Origin of the sequence: Streptomyces sp. LBL, assembly GCF_029893585.1 — a bacterium.
Lineage (GTDB): Bacteria > Actinomycetota > Actinomycetes > Streptomycetales > Streptomycetaceae > Streptomyces.
Window position 1 is genome coordinate 36,844 of sequence record NZ_JARXYX010000030.1, and the last position, 26,006, is coordinate 62,849.

The window sequence follows — 26,006 nt, forward strand, 5'->3', positions numbered from 1 at the left end:
GGTACCATATACCCAGTAGGGGTATAAGTCTGGAGGACGCGATGACGACCACCGAGGCCGGCGTGGAAACGCCCTCCGGCGCAGCCACCGTACAGCCGGACGTCGCGACGGACCACGACCGAGGCGTGCACGGATATCACAAGCAGAAGGACGAGCACCTCAAGCGGCTGCGCCGCATCGAGGGCCAGATCCGCGGACTGCAGCGGATGGTCGACGAGGACGTCTACTGCGTCGACATACTCACGCAGGTGTCCGCCTCCACCAAGGCTCTGCAGTCCTTCGCCCTGCAGCTCCTCGAGGAACACCTGCGCCACTGCGTCGCCGACGCGGCCCTCCAGGGCGGCACCGAGATCGACGCGAAGGTGGAGGAGGCGACGAAGGCGATCGGCCGCCTGCTGCGCTCCTGAGCGCAGGGTGGCCGAAAACAGACGTCAGCCGGGGCCGCGCCCCGGCTCACTCGCCCACGGCGCGTTCCTCGGCCACAGCGCGTTCCTCGGCCACAGCGCGTTCCTCGCCCACGGCGCGTTCCTCGCCCACGGCGCGTTCCTCGGCCACCCTCAGCACCTCGTCGATGCTCTCCAGGCTGAGCCGGTCCTCGGCGGCCGAGGCCGCGATGATCAGCTCTCCGCACAGTTCGATCTCGGCGAGGGCCACGTGGTCCTGAACTGCCGTACCGCCGACCGGAGCCACACGCATCACCTCGTCTCTGCCGTCACCGACTCCCTAGGGTCCTAGGGTAAGGAGCGGCCTGCGTACCGCGCATGGCACGGACGGGCTAGTTCTTGACGCCTGTCACTGGTGCCGCGACAGACAAGGGCCGCCCCGGCACCGGTCCGTGCACGTCCCTCACTCCTGGGCGATCCGGCCGGTGTAGATATCCCCGGCCGCCGGCAACCGTACCTCCGCGGGAGCCCCGAAGTCATAGAGAAGGGTTGTCGAGGCGACCGCGACGTTCCCGTTCCGCGCTCCGCCGAGGAAGCTGAACCGGTGCCTGACCTTGCGGATGCGCCCCTGTTCGTCGAGGTAGACGTCGAAGGGCACCTCGGCCGAGGCGAACCCTTTCGCCGCGGAGGCGAGCGGCCCCCTGTTCCCTTCGGACGCCCCCGCGGCGGCCTTGGCGAGATCCGCCGTCCCCCGGTAGTGCCGCACCGCCGTCCCCGCGAGCCGGGTCTCGCCCACGTACGTCGCGGTCCGCGTCCCGCGCAGCACCTCGGCGGCGGCGAGCGGATCGGTGGCCCCGCCGGTGACGAGGTTGCCGTCCAGGAGGGTGGCGGTGTCGACCCGCACCCACTTGTCGGCGGGCACTCCGGCCCCCCGGTTCTTCATGAACAGGGCGCCGGGCGCGAGGAGTTCGGTGATCGGCCGGTGCTCACGGGTACCGGCCGGATCCTGCGGCAGCAGCACCTTCAGGCGCCCCAGCTGCCGGCGGTAGTCGTACACGCCCTCGCCCCGGATGGTGACCCGGGTCCCGCCGGTGGCCATCTCCATCGACGTACGGGCCTGGGAACTCCCGGCGGCCACCAGGGTGTCGGCGGCCCGGTGCAGGGTCTCGACCGGGTCGGCCGAGCGCGCGTCCCCGGCGGCCGCGTCGCCGCCGGAGCAGCCGGCGGTGCCGACGCACACCGAGACCATGAGCCCCGCCACGACGACCGCACCGCCCGTGCGTCTCTGCCGCTCAGCCATCGCCTGCCTACCCCCAGCCGGCCCGTCCGTCACGGGCCTCCTGTCGTTCGGTTAACGACGGGTAGGAGGCGTCGTCACGCGCACACCGGGGCTTTGGTTCATCCGGGCTGGGTACCGTTGTCAGCGTGGCCCAGCAGGACAGCGCTTCCCCATCGTCCGACCCATCGCCCGACCCATCGGCCCACCTCACGCAGACGGTCGAACAAGGCCGTTTCTGCCTTGCCAGCTGCAGCTGCGGCTGGCAAGGCCCGGCCCGCAGAGCCCGCAGTCAGGCCCGCAAGGACGGGGATCGGCACACACAGGACTGAACGCTCCGGTCATAGCCCCCTCGCGTCTTCGTCCGTGCCGATGGCGATGAGCGCGTAGGAGATCAGCTCCCGGTCCCTCTCGTGCGTGAGCCGTTCACGAGCTTTCTCGGGCCTGAGCCAGACCAGGGCGCTTACTTCGTTGTTGGGCTCGAAGGCTCCGCTGGTTGCCTCCGCCGCCCAGTAGTCGACCTCTTTGGGTCGGCCCTGATGGTCGGTGTACCGGGGGAGCGTAGGGAGCTTCGTTCCCAGACGGCACATGTAGCCAGTCTCTTCCCACACCTCACGGTGTGCCGCCGCTTCGGACGACTCACCCCGCTTGAGCTTGCCCTTGGGCCAGGACCAGTCGGACCACTTGGGCCGGTAGACCAATGCCAGCTCCAGCCCGGCCGACGAGCGCCGCCACAGCACGCAGCCCGCCGCACGCACCACATCCGTTCGCGTCATGACAGCTACGCCGCCTTGTCGTCGAATGCCCTCTGACCTGTGACTTTGTTCACTTTAGTTGCCGTTCGTGCGGGTTGTCGTACTTCGGCCGGCGGACGAGGCAGATCTCCAGTCCGCGGTCGACCGGGGACCGCCGCCACAGGACGCAGCCGGCCGCTCGGACGGGGGTTTCCTTCGGGTGGGTCATGTGGTTCACCGCCTCCTGGACGAGGGTCAGGGCGTGCCGACCGTCTGCTTCTGCCACGACTGCTGGAACGCGAAGCGTGCCGCCTCGACCTCGTGGCGCTGGTCGGCGTGGAGCACACCGAGGGCGTAGGCCGTCGCCGGGGCGATGCGCGGGGTCCGGGCCGCCTGCGCCGCGGCCGCCGCGGCCTCGGAGGCGTCACGGTGCCGGTCCAGGGCCTGGCCCGCGGTGAGCAGGCGTACGTCCACGGGCGCGTCCGCTCCGTCGAGGACCTCGCGGGCGTAGCGGTGCAGGCGCAGCAGGAGGCGGACCTGGTGCCAGGGGGCGTCCTGGGGGTGCGGGGCCGGGTCGGGGGAGAGGCCGTGGATCAGGGCCTCCGCGTTGTAGGGGTGGCCCGCGGTGACGAGGGGGAGGGCGGTGACGGCGTCGGTGAGCCTCTCCCGGGCGGCGACGGCCAGGGGGCGGAGGTCGGTGGCCGTCGCGGCCGGGGTGAGAGGGACGTCGCTGGCGAGCAGGGCGACGTGGTCGGCGACGGCGTGGAAGCGGCTCGATCCCAGGGCCTGGAGGGACGAGGAGTGGGCTCGGGTGCGGGCGAGGGTCAGCTGGCGGTCGAGCAGCGCGCCTGCTTTGGCCGCGCCTACGGTCAGGTTGCCGCGGTCCGTGGCGGACGCCGGGCGGGCCGGGGGGCCGGCGGCGCCGGCGGTGCCGGGCTCCGCCTTCCCCGAACCGGGATCCGCCCCGCCGGTACGACTGCCCGCCGTCCCGCCGGTACGACTGCCCGCCGCTCCCGCGATACGACTGCCCGCTGCTCCGCCGACCGCCGCTCCGCCGACCGCCGCTCCGCCGACCGCCGCTCCGCCGACCGCCGCTCCGCCGACCGTCGACTGGGCCGGGAACACCGCCCCCGACAGCCTGTGCAGTGCCACCAGCAGCCGTTCCAGGCGGGCCGCGTACGCGTGTTCCATCGCCAGCGTGCCGGACAGCCAGGCCAGTTCGGGGCGCATGGACTCCGACCAGTCGGGGTCCAGCAGCGGGCGGAAGGTGTGCAGGCTGCCGCTGATGCGGCGGACCGCGCGGCGCAGGGCGCGGGCCGCGTCGACGGGGCCCTCCGGCCCGGCGGCGCCGTTCGGGCCGCCCGCGGCGGCGGCGGTGCCGGCCTCCCGGTGCAGCCGCAGGGCGCGGAGGAACTCCGTGGCCTGGGCCCGCAGGTAGCCCGCCAGGGCGTCCCCGGTGGGGGGCCCTTCCGCTCGGGCGAAGCCGAGAGCGGGGGAGGGCCCGGCGTGCCTGGACCGGGGGTCCGTCGGGTCAAGGTGTTGCTGTGCCACGCCGGCGCCTCCGGGCGTCAATGAGCATCTCCTGGACGTTGCGCAGGGGTTGGCCGTCCGCGTCCGTCGCGTGCCGGGTCCACTCGCCGCCCGGGCCGAGGTGCCAGGACGCGGTGGTGTCGGACATACCGGTCTCCAACAGCCGGTTGAGGGCCGCGCGGTGGGCCGGGTCGGTGACCCGCACCAGCGCCTCGATACGGCGGTCGAGGTTGCGGTGCATCATGTCGGCGCTCCCGATCCAGATCTCGGGCTCGCCGCCGTTGCCGAAGCCGAACACCCGGGAGTGTTCCAGGAAACGGCCGAGGATCGAGCGGACCCGGATGTTCTCGGACAGGCCCGTGACGCCGGGGCGGACCGCGCAGATGCCGCGCACCCAGATGTCGGACGGCACGCCCGCCTGGGACGCGCGGTACAGGGCGTCGATGATCGCCTCGTCCACCATCGAGTTGACCTTGATGCGGATGAAGGCGGGACGCCCGGCACGGTGGTGCTGGACCTCCTTGTTGATCCGCGAGATGAGGCCGTCGCGCAGGGACTTGGGGGCCACCAGGAGGCGGCGGTAGGTCTCGCGGCGCGAGTAGCCGGACAGGCGGTTGAACAGGTCGGAGAGGTCCGCGCCGACCTGCGGGTCCGCGGTGAGCAAGCCGAGGTCCTCGTACAGCCTCGCCGTCTTCGGGTGGTAGTTGCCCGTGCCGACGTGGCTGTAGCGCCGTAGCGTGTCGCCTTCCTGACGGACCACCAGGGACAGCTTGCAGTGCGTCTTCAGACCGACCAGGCCGTAGACGACGTGGCAGCCGGCCTCCTCCAGCTTGCGCGCCCACTTGATGTTGGCGTGCTCGTCGAAGCGGGCCTTGATCTCGACCAGGACGAGGACCTGCTTGCCGGCCTCGGCGGCGTCGATGAGCGCGTCGACTATCGGGGAGTCGCCGGAGGTGCGGTACAGGGTCTGCTTGATGGCGAGGACGTCGTCGTCGTCGGCGGCCTGCTGGAGGAACGCCTGCACCGACGTCGAGAAGGAGTCGTAGGGGTGGTGCAGCAGCACGTCCCGGACGCGCAGCGACGCGAAGATGTCGGGCGCGGAGGCCGACTCGACCTCGGCCAGGTCGCGGTGGACACCGGCGATGAACTTCTTGTACTTCAGCTCGGGCCGGTCGATGGAGGCGATGCGGAAGAGACCGGTGAGGTCCAGGGGACCCGGCAGCGGGTACACCTCGGCCTCGCTGATCTTCAGCTCGCGCACCAGGAGGTCCAGCACCTCACGGTCGATGGACTCCTCGACCTCCAGGCGCACCGGCGGACCGAAGCGGCGCCGCATGAGTTCCTTCTCCAGGGCCTTGAGGAGGTTCTCGGCGTCGTCCTCCTCGACCTCGAGGTCCTCGTTGCGGGTGAGGCGGAAGGCGTGGTGCTCCAGGACCTCCATGCCCGGGAACAGCTCCTCCAGGTGGGCGGCGATGACGTCCTCGAGGGGGACGTAGCGGCCCGGGGAGCTCTCCAGGAAACGGGACAGCAGCGGCGGCACCTTGACGCGGGCGAAGTGACGGTGGCCGGTGACCGGGTTCCGCACGATGACGGCCAGGTTCAGGGACAGGCCGGAGATGTACGGGAACGGGTGCGCGGGGTCGACGGCCAGCGGGGTCAGCACCGGGAAGATCTGGTGCCGGAAGAGCGTGAAGAGGCGGGCCTGTTCCTTCTCCTGGAGCTCGTTCCAGCGGACCAGGTGGATGCCCTCTTCGGCGAGGGCGGGGGCGACGTCCTCGTGGTAGCAGGCGGCGTGCCGGGCCATCAGCTCGCGGGAGCGGGCCCAGATCATCTCCAGTACCTCACGGGGCTGGAGGCCGGACGCGGACCGGGTGGCGACACCGGTGGCGATACGGCGCTTCAGGCCCGCCACCCGGACCATGAAGAACTCGTCCAGGTTGCTGGCGAAGATCGCCAGGAAGTTGGCGCGTTCCAGCAGGGGGGTGTCCGGGTCCTCGGCGAGTTCGAGGACGCGTTCGTTGAAAGCGAGCCAGCTGCGTTCACGGTCGAGGAAACGGCCCTGGGGAAGCTGGGGCCCGTCGAAGGGCGCCTCCTCGTACGCGTCGAGGTCGGCGTCGATATCGGGTTCCAGGTCGGACACGGCGGCCGACACGGTGTGCGGGCGGTGCGCGGCTATGGAACCCACGGAGGGCTGGGCGTGCTGGACCTGCGCCTGTGCGTCTTGCTGGCTCATGAACCCATTCTTCCGCGCCACGAGCGAAACGGGCGCGTCGGAGGGCGCGGGCGGGAGCGCGGCGGTCGCGTGCGGGTCCCCGTTCCCTGCGATCCCCTCCGGGGGAGGCGACGGCTCTGGCACAGCGGGTTTCATTCACAGAGGGTCGCAAGCCCGTCTGAACCAATGGTTACGGCAACATGGCGTGCGGGCTATCGGGAGGCGGCTCCGGGGCGTCTGTGGCCGCCGGTGGCCGGGTTCACCGCCGGTGCGCGCCCACCGTACGGCCCTCCGGGGAGGGGTGTACGAGGTCCAGGGGGCCCTGGACCTCCGCGGCCACGGAGATCCACCGCCCCCCTGGACGATCCGTCGCCCCCTGGCCGGCGATCAGGCCGTGCGGTCGATGCGCTACGTGACCACGCAATGCCGGAAAGGCATGCGTGATCGCGTGATCGCGTGATCGCGTGATCGAGTGATGCGTGATCGCATGAACCGATCGAGCCGGCTCGTCCGATGAGGCGACGTGAGCGCAACGAGCAGCGAAGGGCAGCTGCCGCCCGCACCGCACCGCACCGCACCGCGCAGCGTCACGTCTCCGTGCGGTACATCAGATCCGTCTCGTACGTCTCGAAGCCCAGCCGTTCGTACACCGACACGGCCGCCTTGTTGTCGGCGTCGACATACAGCATCGCCGTGGGCAACGCCTGCCCCGCGAGATGCCGCAGCCCGATCGTCGTGAGCGCCTTGCCCAGCCCGCCGCCCTGGGAGCCCGGCCGCACCCCGAGGACGTACACCTCTCCCAGTCGCTCCTCCGCGTGGACCTTCGTCCAGTGGAAGCCGATGAGTTCGTCACCGCGGAAGGCGAGGAAGAAGCCCGCCGGGTCGAACCAGGCCTCGGCCTTGCGGTCGTCGAGGTCCCGCTGGGTCAGCGACCCCTGTTCGGGATGGTGGGCGAAGGCCGCCGCGTTCACCGCGAGCCAGGCCGCGTCGTCGGCGCCGGGGGCGAAGGTCCGTACCGTCACGCCCTCGGGGAACACCGGTTCCGGCAGGTCGAGGTCGCCCAACGACCGCCGCATCTGCCGTAGTTCGCGGAACAGGGTCAGACCGAGGACCTGCCCCAGATGCCGGGCCGCCGAGTGCCCCCCGTGCGCCCACACCCGCAGCCGCTTCCCCGATGCCGCGAGCAGCGCGGAACCCAGCACCCGCCCGTGCCCGTGTCCCCGGTGCGCGGGGTGGACGACCATTTCGGCGGCCGGCGCCTCCACCGGATCCGTGTCCTCCAGCTGGGCGTAGCCGACGAGCTCGTCGCCGACGGAGAGCAGCAGGTGGGAGACCCCCGTACGGGCGCCGCCGCGCAGCTGCAGCCTGCCCTGTTCGGACACCGCTTGCTGTCCGTCGCTGCGAGCGGCCTCCGTGAGCAGCCCGAACACGGCCTCGGTCTGCTCCTTGGTGAGTTCAGAGCGGGTCTCGATGGAGCGGGGGGTACCGGTGCGTGCGATGTCGTCGCTGGTCATGCGTACGAGGGTAAGGGGAGGTACCGGCAAAGTGGCGGCAAAGAAGCAACCAGGATGTAACCCGGAAACCCCTGTCACGCTACGCGCGTTGACCCTACGCTGCGCCGGACGGGCCCTACTGCCTCAGCAGCCTCAGGGCCCACAACCTCAGCAGAATCAGCAGAATCAGCAGAACAAGGGGGGCGTATGCCAGCCACATCCCAGCCGAACCAGCCGAACCACCCGAACCACCCGAATCGCCCGAACCACCCGGAGTGCCCGGACCACCCGGACGCGGTGCGCCGCAGACGTCGTACGCACCGACTCCTCGCCGCGACCGCCGGTCTCGTCACCGTCGCCACCGTCGGCGCGCTGGCCGCCGCGCTGCCGGCCGCCGCGAGCGGGGGCGAGAGCAAGGGCCGGCCGGGCGGTCACACGCCGGGCCGCTACCAGGACGTACAGCTGCTGTCCTTCAACGACCTGCACGGCAACCTGGAGCCGCCGTCCGGTTCCTCCGGCCGGGTCACCGAACTCCAGGCGGACGGCACCACGAAGACGGTCGACGCGGGCGGCGTCGAGTACCTCGCCACCCATCTGCGCGAGGCCCGTAAGGGCAACCCGTACTCCATCACCGCGGCCGGCGGCGACTTGGTCGGAGCCTCCCCGCTCATCTCGGGCCTGTTCCACGACGAGCCCACCATCGAGGCGCTCGACAAGCTCGACCTGGACGTCACGTCCGTCGGCAACCACGAGTTCGACGAGGGCCGCAAGGAGCTGACGCGGCTCCAGAACGGCGGCTGCCACCCGACCGCCGGCTGCTACACGGACAAGAGGTTCAAGGGCGCCGACTTCCCCTACCTCGCGGCGAACGTGCTGGACGAGAAGACCGGCAAGCCGATCCTCAAGCCGTACTGGGTGTGGAAGAACAAGGGCGTCAAGGTCGGCTTCATCGGCGTGACCCTGGAGGACACCCCGGGCGTCGTCTCCGCCGAGGGCGTCAAGGGCCTGAAGTTCAAGGACGAGGTCGAGACGATCAACAAGTACGCCAAGGTGCTGGAGAAGCAGGGCGTCAAGTCGATCGTGGCCCTCATCCACGAGGGCGGGCTCCCGGCCTCCTCGTCGTACAACTACGACTGTGACGCGTCCGGCGCGGGCGACGGCATCTCCGGCCCGATCGTCGACATCGCCAAGAACATCACGCCGTCGGTGGACGCCCTGGTCACCGGCCACACCCACGCGGCGTACGTCTGCACGATCCCGGACCCGGCGGGCAAGCCGCGCATGGTCACCTCGGCCGCGTCCTTCGGCCGCCTCTACACGGACACCACGCTCACGTACGACCGCCGGACGGGTGACATCGCCCGTACGTCAGTGAAGTCGGCGAAGTCGGCGAAGTCGGCGAACCACGTGGTCACCCGGACCGTCCCCAAGGCGGCGGACATGACCGGGCTGATCGGCAAGTGGAACACCCTCGCGGCGCCCGTCGGCAACCGAGCGATCGGCCACATCTCCGCCGACGTGCCGAGCACCGGCACCGAGTCCCCGATGGGCGACCTGATCGCGGACGCTCAGCTCTGGTACGGCCGAAAGCTGGACGCCGAGACCGACCTCGCGCTGATGAACCCGGGCGGGGTCCGGGCCGGACTCACCTACGCGGCCAAGGGCAGCGAGGGCGACGGCGTGGTGACGTACGCCGAAGGCTTCACCGTGCAGCCGTTCTCCAACACGGTGAACCTGCAGAACCTCACCGGCGCCCAGCTGATCCAGGTCCTCAAGGAGCAGGTCAGCGGCACGAACACGGCGTCGCCGAAGATCCTCCAGCCGTCCGCCGACCTGACGTACACGCTGGACCTGACGAAGACCGGCGCGGACCGGGTCGTCACCGACTCGATCAGGCTGAACGGTGCCGCGATCGACCCGGCCGCCACCTACCGGGTCGCGACGAACAGCTTCCTCGCGGGCGGCGGCGACGGCTTCACCACGCTGGGCCAGGGCACGAACGACCTCGTCGGCACGGACGACCTGACCGCTCTGGAGCAGTACCTGACGGCCAACTCCTCGGCCACGAGCCCGATCGCCCCGCCGGCGACCAACCGGATCACCATCGTGGGCTGAGTCGCCTGCCTCCGGTTGGGGGTGGGGTTGGGGCTGGAGTTGCGGGTGGTGGGGGCGCACACATGGTCGGACGGATCGATGGGCGCCCCCACCAGAACTGCAGGGCAACGCGCCCGCGTGCGTCAGGCGCGCTTGCGGCCGGTGATCTCTTCGCCGATCACGAAGCCCTTGGCGGGGCCTTCGGGGATGGTGACGTCGGTGCCGTAGGGGACGCGGTGGATGTCCTCCCAGTCGGCCTTGTCGGGGTGAGGTCCGGTGAAGAGGGTGACGGCACCCTGGCCGTCGTAGTCGTCGATGATGACGTACACGGGGATCCCGGCGCGGGCGTACTCGCGTCGCTTGCGGACGCGGTCACGGTCCTGGTTGCGCTTGCCGGGGGAGACGACTTCGACGATCATCTGGACCGCAGAGGCCTTGATACCGAGGCCGTCCTCCGCCTCGGCCAGCTCGGCGTCCCGAGGAGCTACCAACCCGTCCGGAATCCAAGCCCTGAGCGCATGGATCACATGTGTGTCGTTCCAAGCACCGTGTTCACTGTCGTGCAGAAAGATCACCAGGGCGTCCCGCAGACGGTTGACGACCTGGGCATGCGAAAAGCGTCCGGTGGGCGACACCTCGATGGCTCCCTCAATGATCTCAGCGCGGTAGCCCTCGGGGAGTTCACTGGCCTTCCATACCTGCCACACGACCTCGTCCAGCTCGGAGCCGTTCTGGGCCAGGGACAGGGACTCGGTCATGGTCTCGGGCCTTTCGTGCGCAAGAGCAGTCATGGTGGCGTCACCTCCTCAAGTGTGGGCTGGGTGTGCACGAGGCACAAGCAAACGCGATCACGGTACGTACGGTGATAGGGCTGACCAGGGGTAATACCGTCAGCTCACCGATCGGGCGATAGTGTCCGCGGTGTCACTGCGGGCTTCTGTGACGCTCAGCGACGGATGGCCTTACCTCGCTCGCGAAGGCGACGGGCGGCTGAGCCGCTTTTCCAGCTCTTCCAAGGAAGCGCGTCGGGGCAGGGTCAACACGGCCTTACGTTGAGCCGCGCGGTCGACGTACCTCTGGAGGATGCGGGCGAGGACTCGGTGAGGCAAAGGTTCACGGTTCCTTCAGTGGGATGCGTTCGCCGCGGCTGACTGACAGGGCACCGGGTGCGGCGTTATGGCACCGCACGAAGCTGTGCGGCCTCGTGGCGGAGGGCCTTCACGGTGGCCGTCACCTCGGGAGAGCGGTTGCGGACCGTGACGGCGACAGCGGCTCGGCCGAGCCAGGCGGGGTCGTCGACGTGGACGGTGCGGACGCCGGTGGGGACCGCCGGGGCGGCCAGTTCGGGCAGTACGGCAATGCCGAGACCGGCGGCGACAAAACCCAGGCGAGTGGGCCATTCGCGGGCGGCGTAGGCGATCCGCGGGTGGTCGAGGGTGGGCCAGGCGCCGAACTGGGGGTCGTCGCGGAGGCCCTTGCCGACGATCCAGGGTTCGTCCCTCAGCTCGGCCACCGGGATGGTTCCGCGGCCGGCAAACCGGTGGTCGGCGGGGACGGCGAGCAGGAGACCGCCGTCCAGGAGCAGGTCGCGGCGGAGTCCCTCGAAGTCATAGGCGGGCAGGTCCGGTCCCACGCCGATCACTGCGACGTCGATGCGGTGAGCGCGGAGTTGGCGAAGCTGCGTGGGTGATGACGCCTCGCCGAACTCGACGATCAAACCCGGGTGGTCGTTTCCAAGGCGGGCCAGTGTCCTGGGGACGAGCACGGCGGCGGCAGAGGGAAAGGCCGCGATAATGACGCGTCCGGTGACGTGGTCCTGCAGCCCGGCGAGGTCTGTGCTGACGGCGTCGATCTCGTTGAGTACTGTCGCGGCTCGGCGGGCGAGCACCATGCCCGCAGGAGAAGGCGCCACCCCGCGAGCGCCCCGGATGAACAGCGGTGCACCGGCGGCGGCCTCCATCGCCGCCACCTGACGGGACACCGCTGACTGCGTGTATCCGAGTGCGTCGGCCGCGGCGGTGAACGATCCGGTGTCGACCACGGCCTGGACGACGCGGAGACCAGTGAGGGTGAAGTCGGCCACGCCGTCATCCTGACACTTCCACAACCGCATGTCTTATATGTAAGACCCTCGCTGGTGGAATACCACGATCGGCAACACGATGGAGCAGCAACCGCAAGCAATCCATTTACCTACAGGGAGCACCAGCCATGGCGAAGACCTGGTTCATCACGGGCAGTTCGAGGGGATTCGGCCGCGAGTGGGCGGAGGTGGCGCTCGAACGCGGCGATCACGTCGCGGCGACGGCCCGGAACGTCACGCAGCTGACCCCTTTGGTCGAGCGGTACGGGGACGCGGTATTGCCGGTCCGGCTCGACGTCACCGACCGCGCCGCGGTGCATGAGGCAGTGCAGCTTGCCCACACGCATTTCGGTTCGCTGGACATCGCCGTCAACAACGCCGGCTACGGGCATTTCGGCATGGTCGAGGAGATCGACGAGGACGAACTCCGGGATCAGATGGATACCAACTTCTTCGGCGCGGTATGGGTCACGCAGGCCGTCCTGCCTCTCATGCGGGCCCAACGATCGGGAAGGATCCTGCAAGTGACCAGCGAGGGCGGCGTACGTGCCTTCCCCGGCATCGGTGCGTACCACGCCTCCAAATGGGCTCTTGAGGGGCTGTCGGAATCCCTGGCGCAAGAAGTGGCAGCTTTCGGCGTCCACATCACCAACGTCGAGCCCGGCCCCTACGCCACCGACTGGCTGGCCCGCGGGGCACGGCACAGTGAGGGGCATCCGGACTACACCGAAGTCCACGCGGCCACTGCACCGGATTTCGAGGTCGGCGACCCGCGCGCCACCCGCGACGCGATCCTTCGGATCGTCGACGCGGACCAGCCCCCGCTGCGGATCTTCCTCGGCAAGTCCTTCCCCGACGTCGCCGGTCTCTACGAGGAGCGTCTGCGCACCTGGCGCCAGTGGCAGCCGGTCTCCCTGGCCGCCTTCGGCTGAGGAGCCACACCGCCGGCATGGAGGTCACCCCGGGTCCGCGGGACGCGACGCCCAGTCGGCTCCCCGGGATGCGGCGAAGCCGAAGTCGCTCAGGGCGAGGCGGTGGTGCGCGTCGGTCACCCGTCGCAGCAGGACCTGCCCGGCGGCGCGGTCGCCGGTGTGCGCCGAGCACGACTCGGTGAGGCAAAGGTTCACGGTTCCCCCAGTGGGATGCGTTCGCCGCGGCTGACCGCGATACGGAGAAGATCCGCCAGGCATTCCGCCGCCCTGGTGAGCGCGAAGCGCACGGCTCGCTCGCCCGCTCTGGGGTCGGCCAGTACGTCCCTGACTCCCGCGAGGACCTGCTCGCCCGAATCCAACTGGGCCGCTTCCAGGTCGTCGGCGAGCTGGGAGAGTCTGCTGTGGTCGTTGTCGGTGCTGAGATAGCAGGGTCTGCCGTCGGGGGTGGTCCAGGGCAGCAGACGGAGATCGCCGGACGTGGTTGGTTCCTCGCAGGTGCTCATGCGGAGACCTCCATCCCGTGAATGTGGCGCGGGCCTACGTCGATGCCGTGGACGGCGAGCCAGAGGGCTCGACGACGGTGCCGTTGGAGTGTGCGCTCGTGGCGTTCTTCCCGGGTGAGGAGGTTCGGGCGTACGAGCGGCTGGGCGTCGGGCTCGAAGTGGTCGGCTTGTGCTCCCGGATCCCGGGCGGGCATCACCATCGGCCCCAGGACGCGACGTTGGGTCGCAGCGGCTCGGTGACGGCCCCTGGCGGGCAGGAGCGCCCTGATGATCGTTAACAGCAGCGACGCGCACAACTCCGCGATGTGTTCCCTCATACCGGCTCTCCCTCGGTGTCCTGACGGGCGGTGATTACCGTTCGTGCCCCTATCGTCACTGATTGCACGTACGCTGCGAAAGGGGGTCGGCGTTGTCCGCGGCCCCAGGCAACGGGGAGGGGTGACGTGGACGAACAGGTTGACGGGACAGGGGAGCCAGGGCGTGCGGCGCTGGGGCAGGCGCTGAAATTCCTGAGGGGGAAGGCGGGCAAGTCGCTGGGGCAGCTGGCCGATGACACGGGATACGACAAGAGCTACCTGAGCCGTCTGGAGTCGGGCGAGCGACTGTCCAAGGTCACGGTCATGGAGGACCTGGACGGGTACTACGGGTCCGGTGACCTGCTGGTCTGCCTCTGGAAGGTGGCTCGGATCGACGCCTTCAAGGACAAGTACAAGGAGTACATGCGGCTGGAGGCGGCAGCGCGGATCATCCGGGTGTACTCGCCGAACGTGCCTGGGCTGTTGCAGACCGAGGATTTCGCCCGGGAGGTGTTGTCTGGGCCTCAGACAACGGATCAGGACGTCGAGGCAGTTGAGGAACAGGTGGCCGCCCGCCTGGGACGCCAGCTTCTGCTGGACAAGAAACCGACACCCAACGTCCGCTTCGTCATCGACGAACCGGCCCTCCGCCGTTCCTCGGCCAGCGCGGAGACCTGGGAAAGTCAGCTGATGCACATCGAAGCGGTCGCGCAGTGGCCCAACGTTGTCGTCCAGGTGCTTCCGTTATCCGCAGGGATCCACCACCTCATGGGGAAGGGATCGCTGACCCTTCTCTGGCAGAAGAACGGAAGTGCCGTGGCCTACACGGAAAGCGGCAGCAGCGGTCTGTTGATGGACGAACCGGAGGACGTCATTCTGCACCGCTTGTCCTACGATCGGCTCCGGGACCAGGCGCTGTCCCCGTCGGACTCGTTGACGTTCATCAGGGACGTACTGGAGGAGCAGAGATCATGAAGCACACCCCGGACCTCAGCACCGCCGTCTGGCGCAAGTCGAGCTACAGCGACGGGGGAGCCAACAACTGCGTCGAGGTCGCCGATGGTTACGCCGATCTCGTCCCCGTCCGCGACAGCAAAACCCCGGACGGACAGGTGCTGGTCTTCGGCGTGAGCTCGTGGGCGTCGTTCCTGACGGAGGTCAAGGGCGGCGTGCGAGCCTAGAACAAGCCTCTAGTGCTTCGCCGCGCTGATCCTGCGGGGGGGGGGTGACGTCGTCCGGGGTTGCGCCGGTCCTGGAGGACCACAGCCACACCGGTGGGGCGTGACGCTTCCGCGAACGCCTCCCGCCTGACAGCATCAGGCAGCACACTCACCATCACGGCCTTCGTCCCGGTCACGTGCATTCCTTGGTCGGAACACACGATCAGACGAAGGCCGCCCCTCACGTCCGGCGAACTCCCAGGTGAGTGACCCAGTTCGAGACCCCATTCGAGGCCGGAAGCGTCCCGCCTCATTCGATGTCACCGCTTCGACCGGCTGAGCACGAGGTCAGGGACAGTCCTCCCGGAAGGGAAACCGGTGCTGATCCCTCTGTGGGCCTAATGAGTCCAAGGCGGTGTGACGGTGCTGCCATCGGCCATCTTGGCGCTGAACCCGACACGTGTGGTGACCCACATGTGGGCGGGCTGGTCGGTGGTATTGGCAAGCGCCAGCTCGGAGCCTGCCGGAGCCACCGCCGCGTCACCGACGCCGAGTTCGGCGGTCTCGCCGCCGATGGTGAGCTGGAGGCGACCGGAGAGGACGTAGAACGTTTCCTCGTGACTGATCGTGTGGGCCGGACCCGCCGTTGCGGCCGGGATCTCGCCGCGCCAGGCGGTGAGATCCTGGCTGCCCGTGCCCGGACGGATATAGGAAACGAAGCGGCCACCGTGGATCTCGTGCACGACGGCCTCGTCACTGCGGATGAAGGGCATGCCAGCCTCCTTGTAGACAAGTAACTTGTCCATCAAGACAAGCAGCTTGACGAGTAGTCAAGCCATGGATGACGCTCTGGCCCTCTCCGCACTCATGCTGGCACTCTCGGGACAGTTGGTGCAGGAGATCCACGCTCGCGTGTCCCAGCAGGGATTCGAGGACCGGCGGGGCGTGCCGAGGTCACCGTGGCCACAATGGCCAGATGCACTTCGGGACCGTAGCGGCACGGTTGCCCCGGTCGGGGACGGTCCTCCAGAGCTGCGAGTCCTTCGGCGGTGAACCGCTTACGCCAGCGGCGCACGGTGTCCAGGTGCAGCCGGAGCGTGCGGGTGATGACAGTGTTCGCGGTGCCCTGTGCGCAGGCCAGGGCGACATGCGCTCGCTGCACCCGCCGCAGCGGCGCCGTTCGTGAGCTCGCCAGTTCTCGTGACAGCGCGAGCTGGTCGCTGTTCCAGAGCGCCGCGAACGGACTGGGCGACGTCATCCCCCACCTTCCCGAGCTTCTTGATCACCGGGGAGGGTAGCGCCGCTGACCTGCGCCGGAGTGGTCGATGCCGGGCCGGGCCGGCAGGGGGTCCCGGTGTCCATGGATGCGGAGGCGCCGGCGATGACCGAGTCGAGCCTGTCTCGGGTGTGCGTGAGCTCGGCGATGTGCTGGTCGATGTGACCGCGCTCCACAGCCAGGCGGTCGAGGAGTTCGGGTGTGGCCTTGCCGTCGATGACGCAGGGCGTGAGCTCGGCGATGATCTTGCTCGACAGGCCGGCGGTGAACAGCTCCCGGACCAGGAGGATCCGGGCGACCGCGGTTTCCGGGTAGTGGCGCTGGCCGCTGTTGCTGCGCTCGGCGGTGAGCAGGTTCTGCTCCTCGTAGTACCGCAGGGCTCGGGTGCTGACGCCTGTACGCCGGGCGAGTTCCCCAATGCGCATTCCGACTCCATGTGAACTACGCCATAACGACTTGCCTTTGACGTCGACGTCAAGTTTTAGCGTAGCTGACATGACCTCGGGGTTTTCGCCCGATACGTCACGGATCAACGCCGGAAGCGTCCTCGGCCTCAAGACCACCTGACCCGCCACCCGCGCCGCGCCGGAAAGAAGCACGCACATGACCACCCACCAGACGACCGGCCTCACCGGCCCCGCTCCCACGCCGACCGTGACGGTCAAGCCGATCGTGCTGCCCGCACCCCAGCGCGGCCAGGACCTGCACGTACGCGTTTCCGCACCGCTCACTGGCACACGCCTGCCGATCGTGCTCTTCGCACACGGATTCGGCTCCGACCTGGACGGCTACGCACCGCTGGTCGACCACTGGGCCTCCCATGGCTTCGTGGTGATCCAAGCCACGCATCTCGACTCCAAGCGGGTCGCCATCGCCGCGGACGACTCCCGCAGGCCCCACCTGTGGCGCTACCGCCTGCAGGACATGAAGCGCATCCTGGATGAGCTCAAGCCGCTGGAGGCATCCGTGCCCGGCCTGTCCGGCCGGGTCGACCACAGTCGCATCGTCGCAGCGGGCCACTCCTTCGGAGGCCAGACCGCGGGCATCCTGGTAGGTTTGCGCGTCACCGACCCCCAGACCGGCACCGCCGACGACCTGTCCGACTCCCGGGTCGGGGCCAGCATCCAGCTGGCCACGGCCGGCAAGGGCGGCGACGAACTGACCCCCTTCGCCCACGAGAACCTTCCCTGGCTCCGCGACCAGGACTTCTCCCACATCACCGCCCCCGGACTGGTGGTCGCCGGCGACAAGGACGACCTCCCGCTCACCACCCGAGGACCCGCCTGGACAAGCGACCCCTACACCCTCAGCCGCGGCAACAAGAGCCTGCTCACCGTCTACGGCGGCGAGCACTTCCTCGGCGGCATCTCCGGCTACCGGGCAGCAGAGACCACCGACGAGGACCCCAGCCGTGTTGCCCTCGTCCAGCAGGTCACCCTCGCCTACCTACGCCACATCACCGGCGTCGACCACACCGACTGGCAGATGGCCCGGTCCGTCCTCGCCGACGCCCACGCGCTGGGGCGGCTGGACAGCAAGTGACCCTCGGCGGTTGACATACACGCCTTCGTCCGCCCAGCGACCCCCCGCAGGATCAACGCGGGACGGCACTAGAACGGCTCCGCCGCTCCCAGAATCCGCCCCGGCAGATACGGCGACGAAACCCTGATGTTCCAGCCCCGGCGGCGGGCGTGGCAGGTGAGGGCCAGGATGTCGAGGTTGATCGCGGCGTCGCAGTCGGTGGCGCGGTCGGCGATGCGGTGGTGGTCGCGGTGGGCTTCCAGGGCGTCCAGGAGGGCCAGGTTGAAGGACTCCTCGTCGCCTTCGAGGAACTGGGAGAAGAGGACCGCGGGGGGCGGCAGGAACACCTGGTTGCGGGACTTCGCGCAGTCCAGCAGGGCGCGGTCGGTGGCGGGTTCGGGGTCCTCGCCGCGCAGGTAGTCGTGCAGGGCCTGGCGGTAGGAGGCGAAGGGGGACTTGTCTGCGGAGACGCAGGTCGGGCCCGCGAGGACCAGCGGGGCGAGGTCCTCGCGGCGGCCCGTGATCAGGGCGAGGTCCACCGCGCGGTGCCAGGCGCCCGGCCCGGCGTCCTCGTCGCGGGAGGCGGGGTACGTGACCGTCGTCCCGTCGATCGTCACCTCGACGTCGGTGCCGGGCTCCGCCAGCGTCGTACGGAAGAGCGCGGCGCCCAGCTCGGCCGCGAGCCGCAGGTTGCCGAGCTGGAGGTCGGTGGCGTCGGCGGAGTGCGAGGCGCGGGTCTTGAAGAGGATCTCCTGGTCGGTGACGGCGTGCGCCAGCTCCCACGCGGCGAGCGGCTCGCCGGGCACCGGGGTGAAGGCCTCCCGGGTGTACCGCTCGAACTGGGCCTCGCTCTCCTCGCTCAGCGGCTGCGGGTCCACCGGCCGCTCGAACTCGACGACGCCGGCGGCGAGTTCGGCCACCGCGTCCGCGCGCCGGTCACGGCCGTACGCCCCCACCCTCGGCGGCGCGGTCTCGAAGCCGGTGACCAGCGCGTGCGGGAGATAGCCGGAGTCGACGGGGGACGGCCAGCCCTCGCGACGGTAGGCCAGTGCTGTCAGGGCGAGCGGCAGGAGGGGGAGGAGGCCGGCCGGGCGCGCGCCCGGGCCCGGGATGTCGGCGAGGGGGAGCAGCATCCGTACCACCGCCGAACCGAAGGCCTCCCGGTCGGCCGCGGCCAGCGCGCGTAGAGCGTGCAGGGCGAGGCCGTGCGGATGGCCGGCGAGGTCCTCGCCGGTCTCGGCCTCCAGGGCCCGGATCCGGGCGAGTGCCGCGTCGATCGCGGTGAGCTTCTCCTGCGGCGAGGGCGGGTAGTTCACGTCGTCGTCCCCGGTGTCGCCGAGCACGTACGCCATGAAACCGTTGATCAGCTCGGTGTCCGGCCGTCCGGCCCGCCCCCGCTGCGGCTCCTCGTGGGCGAAGTGGAAGGCCTCGCGGTGCCGTTCGGCCTTGTCGGCGAGGACGGAGAGACAGAAGGCGTCGAGCCACTGCGAGGGGGTGACGGAGGCCGGGCTGCCGTCGGACCCGGCGTCGTAGACCATGCCCCAGTTCACGTAGGTGAGGGACACCTGGAAGCGGTGGTGCGGGAAGTACGCCGCGTACGCCACCGCCCCGGCCGCCGCCTCCACGGCGTCCTCCAGCACGGCCTTCGCCTCCGGCGTGTGCAGATCGGGTGTCTCGACGGAGAGCGCGCCCAGGTACTCGACGAACTCCTCGGCGAGCAGCCACCACTCCTGCGACGTCACCGGACCGGCCTTCGACATCGACCGCACCTGCGAGCCGATCCGGTGGACGAAGCCCTCCCGCACCGCCGAGACGACGGCCTCTTCGACCCGGTGCCGCTCTATCCGCACTGTTCCGCTCCCCCGTCGCCTGCCGCGTCCATGACGTCCATGACGTCCGTCACGTCCATCACGTTCATGATCGGGCCAAGCCTAGATCGGCCGCGGGGCGCCGGGGGAGCGGCGGGGGACAGTTGGGTGTCGGTGTCGGGAAGCTGTGGTGCAGGGAAGCTGTGGTGCGGGGAAGCTGTGGGGTCGGGAAGGCGTGCGGTCTGGAAACTGTGGCGTCAGGAACCTGTGGGGGTCCAGTCGCCCAGCCAGTCGGCGAGCTCCTGGCCGGTCGCCTGGGCGTCGGTCAGCTGGGGGCGGTCGGAGCTCGCCGCGCCCGCGCCGGAGCCGGTGTTCCGGTACTCGGCGAAGCGGTCGTCCTTCCAGGAGAAGCCGCTCATGTCGGTCCACGGGGCGGTCTTCACGGCGGCGCTCAGCGTGGTGTCGCGGACCGTGGTCTGCGGGTCGAGGGAGGCGTCGCCGCCGGCGTGCCAGGGGCGGCCGAGGAAGAAGCTGCGGTCGGACACGTCCCCGTTCACCGTGGAGTCGGCGATCAGGATGCCCTTGCGGCCGGCCGCCGTGCTGGGCGCGGTGACGTAACCGGCCGAGCTGCCGTCCCAGCGCTTCTTCAGCGTGATGACGGACTTGTCGATCACCGCGGTGGCCCGGCCGAAGATGAAGTCGACGTTGCCGATGACGTAGGAGTTGGTCAGGTGGACGCGGCCCAGCCGGTCCTTTGCCGCGGTGTCCACCAGCAGCGTGTCCTGGTCGCCGCTGACGATGACACCGTCGAGGAACACCTTGTCGGCGGCGGTGCGCAGCGCGACCGCCTGGTGGCCGCTGAGGTTCTGGTTCTTGGCCTCGTCGAAGTCGTTGGAGATCGTCAGGTTGCGGGCCTGGAAGTCGTCGGCCTCGACGGCGACGGTGGCGCTGCCGCCGGTGCCGTACGTCCCCGAGCCGTCGGGCTTGGGCGTGCCCGCCGCGTTGTTGTAGACGATCACCGTGTCCTTGCGGCTCGCACCCGTGCCCTGCACGGTGACGTGCGGCTTGTTGGCGGGGACCTTCACCAGCTCGCGGTACGTTCCCGGCTTCACGGCGATCACCACCCGCGCGGGGTTGTTCGCCGGTACGGCGTTCACGGCGGCCTGCACGGTCGTGTACTGGCCGCTGCCGTCCTTGGCGACGGTGAGGGTGGTCGCGGCGGTCGCCACCTTTGCGCTAGCCGCCCCTCCGCTCGCCGCCCCTGCGGTGGCCGCCTTCGCGGTGGCCGCCGTACCGATGGAACTGCGCGGCCCCGCACCGGACTTGAGGAGCACGGGCACGTCCGCCGTCGTGTCGAGCGTGTACGGGTAGTACGTCTTCGCGTCGAAGGCCGTACCGCCGCTCTCGTTGCGCCCGGTCGTGGCGACGAACGTGTTGCCCTTCTGGACGATCGTCGCGGTGCTGTCCTTGATGACCGGGTTGTTCATACCCTGGAAGTAGGAGTTCTCCAGGAGCATCTTCGTCGCGCCGCGCGAGTAGTTGCCGTAGGAGGACTTGATGTCGGTCCCCGAGACGTCCTCCAGGAAGTTGTTGTAGAGGTGGGCGTGGGCCGCGTTGTCGGTGGACGGGTTGCGCTGCTCGGTCTCGCGGATCCAGTTGTGGTGGATGGTGATGTCGGTGACGACGTTCTCGGTCCAGCCGATACCGAAGGCCTTGTTGTCGTTGCTCAGCTTGTTCCAGGACACCGTCACGTACGTGCTGTCCTTGCGGACGTCGATGAGGCCGTCGGCCATGTTCCGCAGGTCGTTGTGGTCGATCCAGACGTGGTGGGCGCCGTCCATCTGGATCGCGTCGAAGTCGTGCTCCTTGTCGTTCCAGATGCCCTGGTAGGCGTCCCGGATCGTCAGATTCCGGATGATCACGTTGTGCACGCCGCTGCCGAGGAAGAACCCGCCGCCGACGAGCTGCCCGGAGGTCCCGGAGCCGACGATGGTCTTGTCCGACGCGACCTTGATCTCTTTCCCGACGGGATCCATGGTGATGGCCGCCGCGACGACGATGACGTACGGCTCGGGCGCGGTCGCGTACTTCTCCAGGTCGGCGAGCGTCTTCACGGTGACGGTCCTGCCGTCCCGGCCGCCGTAGGTGCCGTTCTGGCCCAGCGCGTCGACGGAGGCGAAGCCGTCGGCGGTGGCGGCGGCGGTGGCCCAGGCGGGGGCGGCGGCCACGGTCTGCGCGTCCGCGCGGAAGGCGCCGGCGTCCGTGCCGTAGGCCATGGTCCCGGCGGCGGTGAGCGCGAGAGGTATGCCGAGTGTGAGCGCGGTCTTCCTGCTGCGGTGGCGGGCGATGCTGCGGTTTTCACTCACGGCTGCGTCCGATCAAGTGGGGGCGGGTGGGGTCCCTTGCTGGTCGCAGCTCGTGGGGAAAAGGTTGCCGGGGCGGTGGCGCCGGTTCGCTCGCGTCCTGGTGCGCGCTATGTCAGCACCGGGAGCACAGGGATGGGGAGCCAACATCTACGTGGACGCGTTCGGGTGACGAGAGTTCCTCATCGTTCCACCCTGGCCGTGGCGTGACTATGGTGGAACCATGGCAGAGAACACGACCATCCAGGTGTCCCGGCAGGCCCGTGACCACCTCGCCCAGGTCGCCAAGGAGCGGGGAATGACCCTGGGGCAGCTCGTCGAAGGACTGGCCTTGGAGCAGCCCACGGCGGAACAGATCGCCGAGCGGGTGGCGGCGGACCGGCACGTCGTGCGAGAGACGATCGGTGTGGACATCAGCGACGTGGAGTTCGACGAGGCGCCTGACATCCTCGGCAACATCTACCGCATCGCGGCCGAGAAGATCCGTGCGGCACGGGGCGCCGCTACATGATCATTCTGGACACCGGCGGCACTCTTGCCCTCGCTCAGGGGCACAAGACGCTGAACCTCCTCGCCGGGAACATGGCACGCACTCCCGGCGACCTTCTCCGGATCCCCGCTCTGTGCCTCATGCAGGCGGAATCGCAGGACGCGGGTGCCGCCGGGCGGGTACTCGCCTTCTCCTCGGTCGTTGTCGACCATCTCAACACGACCGCTTCGGTCACTGTCGGCACCATGATCCGTGACGGCTACGGCGGTGCGGACACCTGCCACGCTCTGTACTGCGCACTGCCGCGGACCGAATTCGCCGGCATGTCGATCCTGCTCACGGACCGCGAACAGCACTACCCGCCCGGCGTGGTCACCGTCGACATCGACTCGCCAGGCATGCTCGGCTTCCACTGATCCCCGTCGAGGCACCTCCGACGGCAGCACCTCCGACGGCAGCGCCTCCGACGGCAGCGCCGCCGGCTGCCGGTATGGCCGGTATGACAGAACATTGACAGGAGCCAGGGGTGCCTGACGGTCTTCGCCTGCTCACGTCAGCAACTCGGCCAACCCGTCCGCGAATGTGTGGCGCAAGTCGTCGTACAGCGACGGGGGCGGCACGAACTGCGTCGAGGTCGCCGACGGCTACGTCGGCATGGTCCCCGTCCGCGACAGCAAGACCCCGGCGGCCGGCCCGCTGCTTTTCTCGGCCGCGTCCTGGGCCGTGTTCGTGGACGGGATCACGGGAGAGGCGGGCGGGTACCCCTTCGGGTGACGTCTGTCGGGAGTTCGAGTTCCGCGGCTGTTCTTCCGTCATCGTCGATCTTGCGTCCGAAAGGACGGCCAGGTTGCGAACCCCGGATGCAAGAGGTGCGAGGCGGTTATGGTCGTAGTCAAAACGCGTCGAAGGAGGACATCGAGCATGGTTGCCCACGCTGCGGGATCCGATTCGGCCGTTCCCTCCATGCCCGAGCGGACGCCGAAGGCGATGCGCGCGGCCATTGCTGAGGACGCCCCTCACCTTCTCTCCGACTTCGACGCCCACTGGAAGCGGGCGATTGGTGACACATACGACGTTGGTCCTGTGTCCGCGTTCCTGGCCCGCTGGTGGTGCGAATTCGGGATTGCACGCGATCCGGAGCTCGACGCTCACGTGACCGAGCTCCAGCACCGTGCGGCAGAAGCGACCGACATCGCTGAGGCCAAGGCTCTCCTCGACGAGGTGGCGAAGATTCGCTACAGCATGCGGGACCTGGAGCCTGGCGAGTGACCGACGAGTTCATGGGACCGCCGTGGCAGCTGGACTGGCGGCTCGATGCCCTCGCCAGCCGTGATGCACTGCCGGAGCATGTGCGGAAGATGGTTGACGAGGCCCGCGCCGAGCTGGTCACCGCGAAGGACCCGTATTTCCGCGGGATCGACACCGATCGCGACCTCCCGGAAACCGTGTACGTCGAGCCGGCGCGGTCCAGCGATCCCAAGGGTCCGCGCATCCTGTACTTCGACAACCACAACGGCTGGCTTGTCTACACCTTCGTTCCACGCTCCGCAGATCCGCAGATCCTGGTGGCAGAGCTCTTCTGGCAGGTTTACGAATCGCCTACGGAACCGTCTGCGGAACCGTCTACGGCACCTCCGGCGGCGCCGTAGGCGCCCCCGGCAGCCGGACCGTCGCCACCGTGCCGCCGCCCTCCGCGCGGGCCAGCGTGACCTCGCCGCCCGCCTGCTGGATCGTGCGGGCGACGATCGACAGGCCGAGGCCGGAGCCCGGCAGCGCTCGCGCCGACGGGGAGCGCCAGAAGCGGTCGAAGACGTGGGGGAGTTCGTCGGCGGGGATGCCGGGGCCGTGATCGCGGACCGTCAGCGCGCCCTCGCTCAGCCCCACCTCGATCGTGCCGCCCTCGGGGCTGAACTTCACCGCGTTGTCGAGGATGTTGACGATCGCCCGCTCCAAAGCCGAGGGTTCCGCCCGTACGTACCAGGGCTGGAGATCGGTGGCGATGGTCAGCTCCGGGCCACGGAGCCGGGCGCGACGCAGGGCGGCCTCCACCGTGTCCCGCAGCGAGATCACCTGGACGCGCTCACCCTGCTGCCCCTCCGAACGGGACAGCTCCTGCAGGTCGCCGATCAGCGCGGCCAGCTCGGTCATCTGCGCCTTCACCGAGGCGAGCAGCGCCTTGCGGTCGGCCGGGGGGATCGGGCGGCCTGTTTCCTCGCTGCGGGTGAGGAGTTCGATGTTCGTACGCAACGACGTCAGCGGCGTGCGGAGTTCGTGGCCGGCGTCCGCGATGAGTTGTTGCTGCAGCTCATGGGAGTTGGCGAGGGCTGAGGTCATGGAGTTGAAGGAGTGGGAGAGACGGGCGACTTCGTCCTCGCTGTCCTCCTCCACGGGAATGCGGATGCTCAGGTCCTCGGTACGGGCGACGCGTTCGACGGCTTCGGTCAGCCTGTCGATCGGGCGCAGGCCCGCACGGGCGACCGCGAGTCCGGCGGCTCCGGCGCCGACGACTCCGACTCCGGAGACGAGGAGCAGGATCAACGCGAGGTCGTTGAGGGTGGACTGGGTGTTCTTCAGGGGGACGGCGACGACGAGAGCCGTGTCGGGGTAGAGCGCGGGCGGCGCGCCGGGGCCCTGGCTGATGAGCAGCGGGACGGTCAGTACGCGTACCGCGTTGCCGTTCGCGTCGGTCCCGTTGCGGAACGTGCCCTGTCCAGGGGCGGCGCTCTTGATCACGTTCTGGTCGGCGTCGGTGATCTCGACCGTGCCCTCGGAGTTCGCCGAGACGCAGGACCTCCCGTCCGCATCGACCAGCTGGAGGTACACGCTGTTGTGCGCCCGCAGAGCGCTGGCCTTGTCTGCCTGCGGAGTCTGCGGAGCCTGTGGGCATGCCCGGAGCAGGAGTTGTACGTCGCCGAGTTCCTGCGGCTTCGCCCCCTCCTGCAGATCCGCGTCGAGTTGGTCGTACAGCTTGCCCTGGACGATGAACCAGCAGGTCACCGCCACCGCCGCCACCGCGAACGCCACCGCCGCCGCCACCAGCAGCGCCAGTCGGGACCGGATCGGCAGGGACCGGAACCGGCGTACGACCTTCCTCACTCGGCGCCGCCCTGCCGCAGTACGTAGCCCACACCCCGCACCGTGTGCACGAGCCGCGGCTCGCCGCCCGCCTCCGTCTTGCGGCGCAGGTACATCACGTACACGTCCAGCGAGTTCGACGACGGCTCGAAGTCGAAGCCCCAGACCGCCTTCAGGATCTGCTCGCGGGTGAGGACCTGACGCGGGTGTGCCAGGAACATCTCCAGGAGCGTGAACTCGGTCCGGGTCAGCTCCACCGGTCGGCCGCCCCGCGTGACCTCACGGGTCGCGAGATCCATCCGCAGGTCGGCGAAGGTGAGCGCGTCGTCCGACTCCATCGCCCCCGCGCCGGCCGCCGCCGCGTACGAGCTGCGGCGCAGCAGCGCGCGGACGCGGGCGAAGAGTTCGTCGAGTTCGAAGGGCTTGACCAGGTAGTCGTCGGCGCCCGCGTCGAGTCCGGTGACCCGGTCGCCGACCGTGTCGCGGGCCGTGAGCATCAGGATCGGTGTCGTGTCGCCGGCCCCGCGGATGCGCCGCGCGGCGGTCAGGCCGTCCATGCGCGGCATCTGGATGTCCAGGACCACCAGGTCGGGCTGGTACGCGGACGCCTTCTCCAGCGCGTCCGCGCCGTCGACCGCGACCTCCGTGTCGTAGCCCTCGAAGGCGAGGCTGCGCTGGAGTGCTTCGCGCACCGCCGGCTCGTCGTCGACGATCAGGATGCGCTGGGTGTCACGGTCGCCTTCGGCGGGGCTCATGGGCGTGATTCCTCGGGTGCGG

Annotated in this window: 28 protein-coding genes and 1 pseudogene; 11 read left to right on the top strand and 18 right to left on the bottom strand. The window is 69.5% G+C overall.

Annotated features, from left to right (window positions below; all coding sequences use genetic code 11):
- Positions 1-41 precede the first annotated feature (41 nt).
- Entirely contained in the window at positions 42-407 is a 366-nt protein-coding gene (locus M2271_RS30920; RefSeq protein ID WP_280890690.1) for a metal-sensitive transcriptional regulator, read from the top strand.
- A 46-nt stretch (positions 408-453) separates the two neighbouring features.
- Here M2271_RS30920 and M2271_RS30925 read toward each other — a convergent pair whose 3' ends face one another.
- From M2271_RS30925 to mshD, 7 genes and pseudogenes are all read right to left on the bottom strand, one after another.
- On the bottom strand, positions 454-696 hold the full coding sequence (locus tag M2271_RS30925) for a hypothetical protein (protein ID WP_280890691.1): 243 nt from the start codon (positions 694-696) through the stop codon (positions 454-456).
- A gap of 150 nt (positions 697-846) precedes the next feature.
- Positions 847-1,683: a hypothetical protein gene (locus M2271_RS30930; RefSeq protein WP_280890692.1), complete on the bottom strand. Its 837-nt coding sequence runs from the start codon at positions 1,681-1,683 to the stop codon at positions 847-849.
- Positions 1,684-2,000: 317 nt separating this feature from the next.
- The gene (locus M2271_RS30940) at positions 2,001-2,435 is read right to left on the bottom strand and encodes an NUDIX hydrolase (RefSeq protein WP_280890694.1); all 435 of its coding nucleotides are present in this window, start codon (positions 2,433-2,435) and stop codon (positions 2,001-2,003) included.
- 73 nt (positions 2,436-2,508) lie between these two features.
- Positions 2,509-2,622: pseudogene (locus tag M2271_RS30945) on the bottom strand (DNA mismatch repair protein MutT); the annotation flags it as partial.
- Positions 2,623-2,648: 26 nt separating this feature from the next.
- On the bottom strand, positions 2,649-3,839 hold the full coding sequence (locus tag M2271_RS30950) for a CHAD domain-containing protein (protein WP_280890790.1): 1,191 nt from the start codon (positions 3,837-3,839) through the stop codon (positions 2,649-2,651).
- A gap of 85 nt (positions 3,840-3,924) precedes the next feature.
- Positions 3,925-6,156: an RNA degradosome polyphosphate kinase gene (locus M2271_RS30955; protein WP_280890695.1), complete on the bottom strand. Its 2,232-nt coding sequence runs from the start codon at positions 6,154-6,156 to the stop codon at positions 3,925-3,927.
- Between the two features lie 566 nt (positions 6,157-6,722).
- On the bottom strand, positions 6,723-7,649 hold the full coding sequence (mshD, locus tag M2271_RS30960; protein ID WP_280890696.1) for a mycothiol synthase: 927 nt from the start codon (positions 7,647-7,649) through the stop codon (positions 6,723-6,725).
- Between the two features lie 186 nt (positions 7,650-7,835).
- On the opposite strand from mshD, the gene M2271_RS30965 reads away from it, so the two are divergent.
- Positions 7,836-9,743, top strand: coding sequence for a bifunctional metallophosphatase/5'-nucleotidase (locus M2271_RS30965; protein ID WP_280890698.1), 1,908 nt, complete (start codon positions 7,836-7,838; stop codon positions 9,741-9,743).
- Between the two features lie 122 nt (positions 9,744-9,865).
- Here the strand turns inward: M2271_RS30965 and M2271_RS30970 are convergent, their stop codons facing one another.
- Positions 9,866-10,513 (bottom strand): Uma2 family endonuclease, encoded by a 648-nt coding sequence (locus M2271_RS30970; protein WP_280890699.1) that lies wholly within the window; start codon positions 10,511-10,513, stop codon positions 9,866-9,868.
- Between the two features lie 383 nt (positions 10,514-10,896).
- Complete coding sequence (locus tag M2271_RS30975; RefSeq protein WP_280890700.1) at positions 10,897-11,805, bottom strand: LysR family transcriptional regulator; 909 nt, start codon at positions 11,803-11,805, stop codon at positions 10,897-10,899.
- A 128-nt stretch (positions 11,806-11,933) separates the two neighbouring features.
- Here M2271_RS30975 and M2271_RS30980 point away from each other — a divergent pair, with 128 nt between their 5' ends.
- Positions 11,934-12,737, top strand: coding sequence for an SDR family NAD(P)-dependent oxidoreductase (locus M2271_RS30980; protein ID WP_280890701.1), 804 nt, complete (start codon positions 11,934-11,936; stop codon positions 12,735-12,737).
- A gap of 24 nt (positions 12,738-12,761) precedes the next feature.
- Here M2271_RS30980 and M2271_RS30985 read toward each other — a convergent pair whose 3' ends face one another.
- From M2271_RS30985 to M2271_RS30995, 3 genes are read right to left on the bottom strand one after another with little or no spacing between them, the layout of a single operon-like run.
- Positions 12,762-12,932: a hypothetical protein gene (locus M2271_RS30985; protein WP_280890702.1), complete on the bottom strand. Its 171-nt coding sequence runs from the start codon at positions 12,930-12,932 to the stop codon at positions 12,762-12,764.
- Complete coding sequence (locus M2271_RS30990) at positions 12,929-13,240, bottom strand: hypothetical protein (protein ID WP_280890703.1); 312 nt, start codon at positions 13,238-13,240, stop codon at positions 12,929-12,931. Before M2271_RS30990 ends, M2271_RS30985 begins: the two co-directional genes overlap by 4 nt.
- Positions 13,237-13,557 carry a hypothetical protein gene (locus M2271_RS30995; protein WP_280890704.1) on the bottom strand — a complete coding sequence of 107 codons (321 nt, stop codon included), beginning with the start codon at positions 13,555-13,557 and terminating at the stop codon, positions 13,237-13,239. Before M2271_RS30995 ends, M2271_RS30990 begins: the two co-directional genes overlap by 4 nt.
- A 126-nt stretch (positions 13,558-13,683) precedes the next feature.
- Between M2271_RS30995 and M2271_RS31000 the strand changes: the two genes are divergently transcribed.
- Together M2271_RS31000 and M2271_RS31005 are read left to right on the top strand one after the other, a co-directional pair.
- Complete coding sequence (locus M2271_RS31000) at positions 13,684-14,511, top strand: helix-turn-helix transcriptional regulator (RefSeq protein WP_280890705.1); 828 nt, start codon at positions 13,684-13,686, stop codon at positions 14,509-14,511.
- Entirely contained in the window at positions 14,508-14,717 is a 210-nt protein-coding gene (locus M2271_RS31005) for a DUF397 domain-containing protein (RefSeq protein ID WP_280890706.1), read from the top strand. The genes M2271_RS31000 and M2271_RS31005 overlap by 4 nt, the downstream gene beginning before the upstream one ends.
- 377 nt (positions 14,718-15,094) lie before the next feature.
- On the opposite strand, the gene M2271_RS31010 is transcribed toward M2271_RS31005, so the two are convergent.
- Together M2271_RS31010 and M2271_RS31015 are read right to left on the bottom strand one after the other, a co-directional pair.
- Entirely contained in the window at positions 15,095-15,469 is a 375-nt protein-coding gene (locus M2271_RS31010) for a cupin domain-containing protein (protein ID WP_280890707.1), read from the bottom strand.
- Positions 15,470-15,950: 481 nt separating this feature from the next.
- The gene (locus M2271_RS31015; protein ID WP_280890708.1) at positions 15,951-16,397 is read right to left on the bottom strand and encodes a MerR family transcriptional regulator; all 447 of its coding nucleotides are present in this window, start codon (positions 16,395-16,397) and stop codon (positions 15,951-15,953) included.
- A gap of 178 nt (positions 16,398-16,575) precedes the next feature.
- On the opposite strand from M2271_RS31015, the gene M2271_RS31020 reads away from it, so the two are divergent.
- The gene (locus tag M2271_RS31020; RefSeq protein ID WP_280890709.1) at positions 16,576-17,514 is read left to right on the top strand and encodes a chlorophyllase; all 939 of its coding nucleotides are present in this window, start codon (positions 16,576-16,578) and stop codon (positions 17,512-17,514) included.
- Between the two features lie 68 nt (positions 17,515-17,582).
- Here the strand turns inward: M2271_RS31020 and M2271_RS31025 are convergent, their stop codons facing one another.
- Positions 17,583-19,343 (bottom strand): immunity 49 family protein, encoded by a 1,761-nt coding sequence (locus tag M2271_RS31025; RefSeq protein WP_280890710.1) that lies wholly within the window; start codon positions 19,341-19,343, stop codon positions 17,583-17,585.
- Between the two features lie 215 nt (positions 19,344-19,558).
- A complete protein-coding gene (locus M2271_RS31030) occupies positions 19,559-21,667 on the bottom strand; it encodes a pectinesterase family protein (RefSeq protein ID WP_280890711.1) in 2,109 nt (702 codons plus the stop codon).
- Between the two features lie 220 nt (positions 21,668-21,887).
- On the opposite strand from M2271_RS31030, the gene M2271_RS31035 reads away from it, so the two are divergent.
- The 5 genes from M2271_RS31035 to M2271_RS31055 all read left to right on the top strand — a co-directional run bounded on the left by M2271_RS31035 (position 21,888) and on the right by M2271_RS31055 (position 23,803).
- Positions 21,888-22,175, top strand: a complete 288-nt coding sequence (locus tag M2271_RS31035) for a hypothetical protein (RefSeq protein WP_280890712.1) — start codon at positions 21,888-21,890, stop codon at positions 22,173-22,175.
- Positions 22,172-22,570 (top strand): hypothetical protein, encoded by a 399-nt coding sequence (locus M2271_RS31040; protein WP_280890713.1) that lies wholly within the window; start codon positions 22,172-22,174, stop codon positions 22,568-22,570. Before M2271_RS31035 ends, M2271_RS31040 begins: the two co-directional genes overlap by 4 nt.
- A 166-nt stretch (positions 22,571-22,736) precedes the next feature.
- Positions 22,737-22,928 (top strand): DUF397 domain-containing protein, encoded by a 192-nt coding sequence (locus M2271_RS31045; RefSeq protein WP_280890714.1) that lies wholly within the window; start codon positions 22,737-22,739, stop codon positions 22,926-22,928.
- Between the two features lie 147 nt (positions 22,929-23,075).
- The gene (locus M2271_RS31050; RefSeq protein ID WP_280890715.1) at positions 23,076-23,423 is read left to right on the top strand and encodes a DUF6247 family protein; all 348 of its coding nucleotides are present in this window, start codon (positions 23,076-23,078) and stop codon (positions 23,421-23,423) included.
- A complete protein-coding gene (locus tag M2271_RS31055; RefSeq protein ID WP_280890716.1) occupies positions 23,420-23,803 on the top strand; it encodes a hypothetical protein in 384 nt (127 codons plus the stop codon). The genes M2271_RS31050 and M2271_RS31055 overlap by 4 nt, the downstream gene beginning before the upstream one ends.
- Here M2271_RS31055 and M2271_RS31060 read toward each other — a convergent pair.
- Positions 23,778-25,250 carry an ATP-binding protein gene (locus tag M2271_RS31060; RefSeq protein ID WP_280890717.1) on the bottom strand — a complete coding sequence of 491 codons (1,473 nt, stop codon included), beginning with the start codon at positions 25,248-25,250 and terminating at the stop codon, positions 23,778-23,780. The genes M2271_RS31055 and M2271_RS31060 overlap by 26 nt on opposite strands.
- The gene (locus tag M2271_RS31065) at positions 25,247-25,984 is read right to left on the bottom strand and encodes a response regulator transcription factor (protein WP_280890718.1); all 738 of its coding nucleotides are present in this window, start codon (positions 25,982-25,984) and stop codon (positions 25,247-25,249) included. The genes M2271_RS31060 and M2271_RS31065 overlap by 4 nt, the downstream gene beginning before the upstream one ends.
- Positions 25,985-26,006 lie beyond the last annotated feature (22 nt).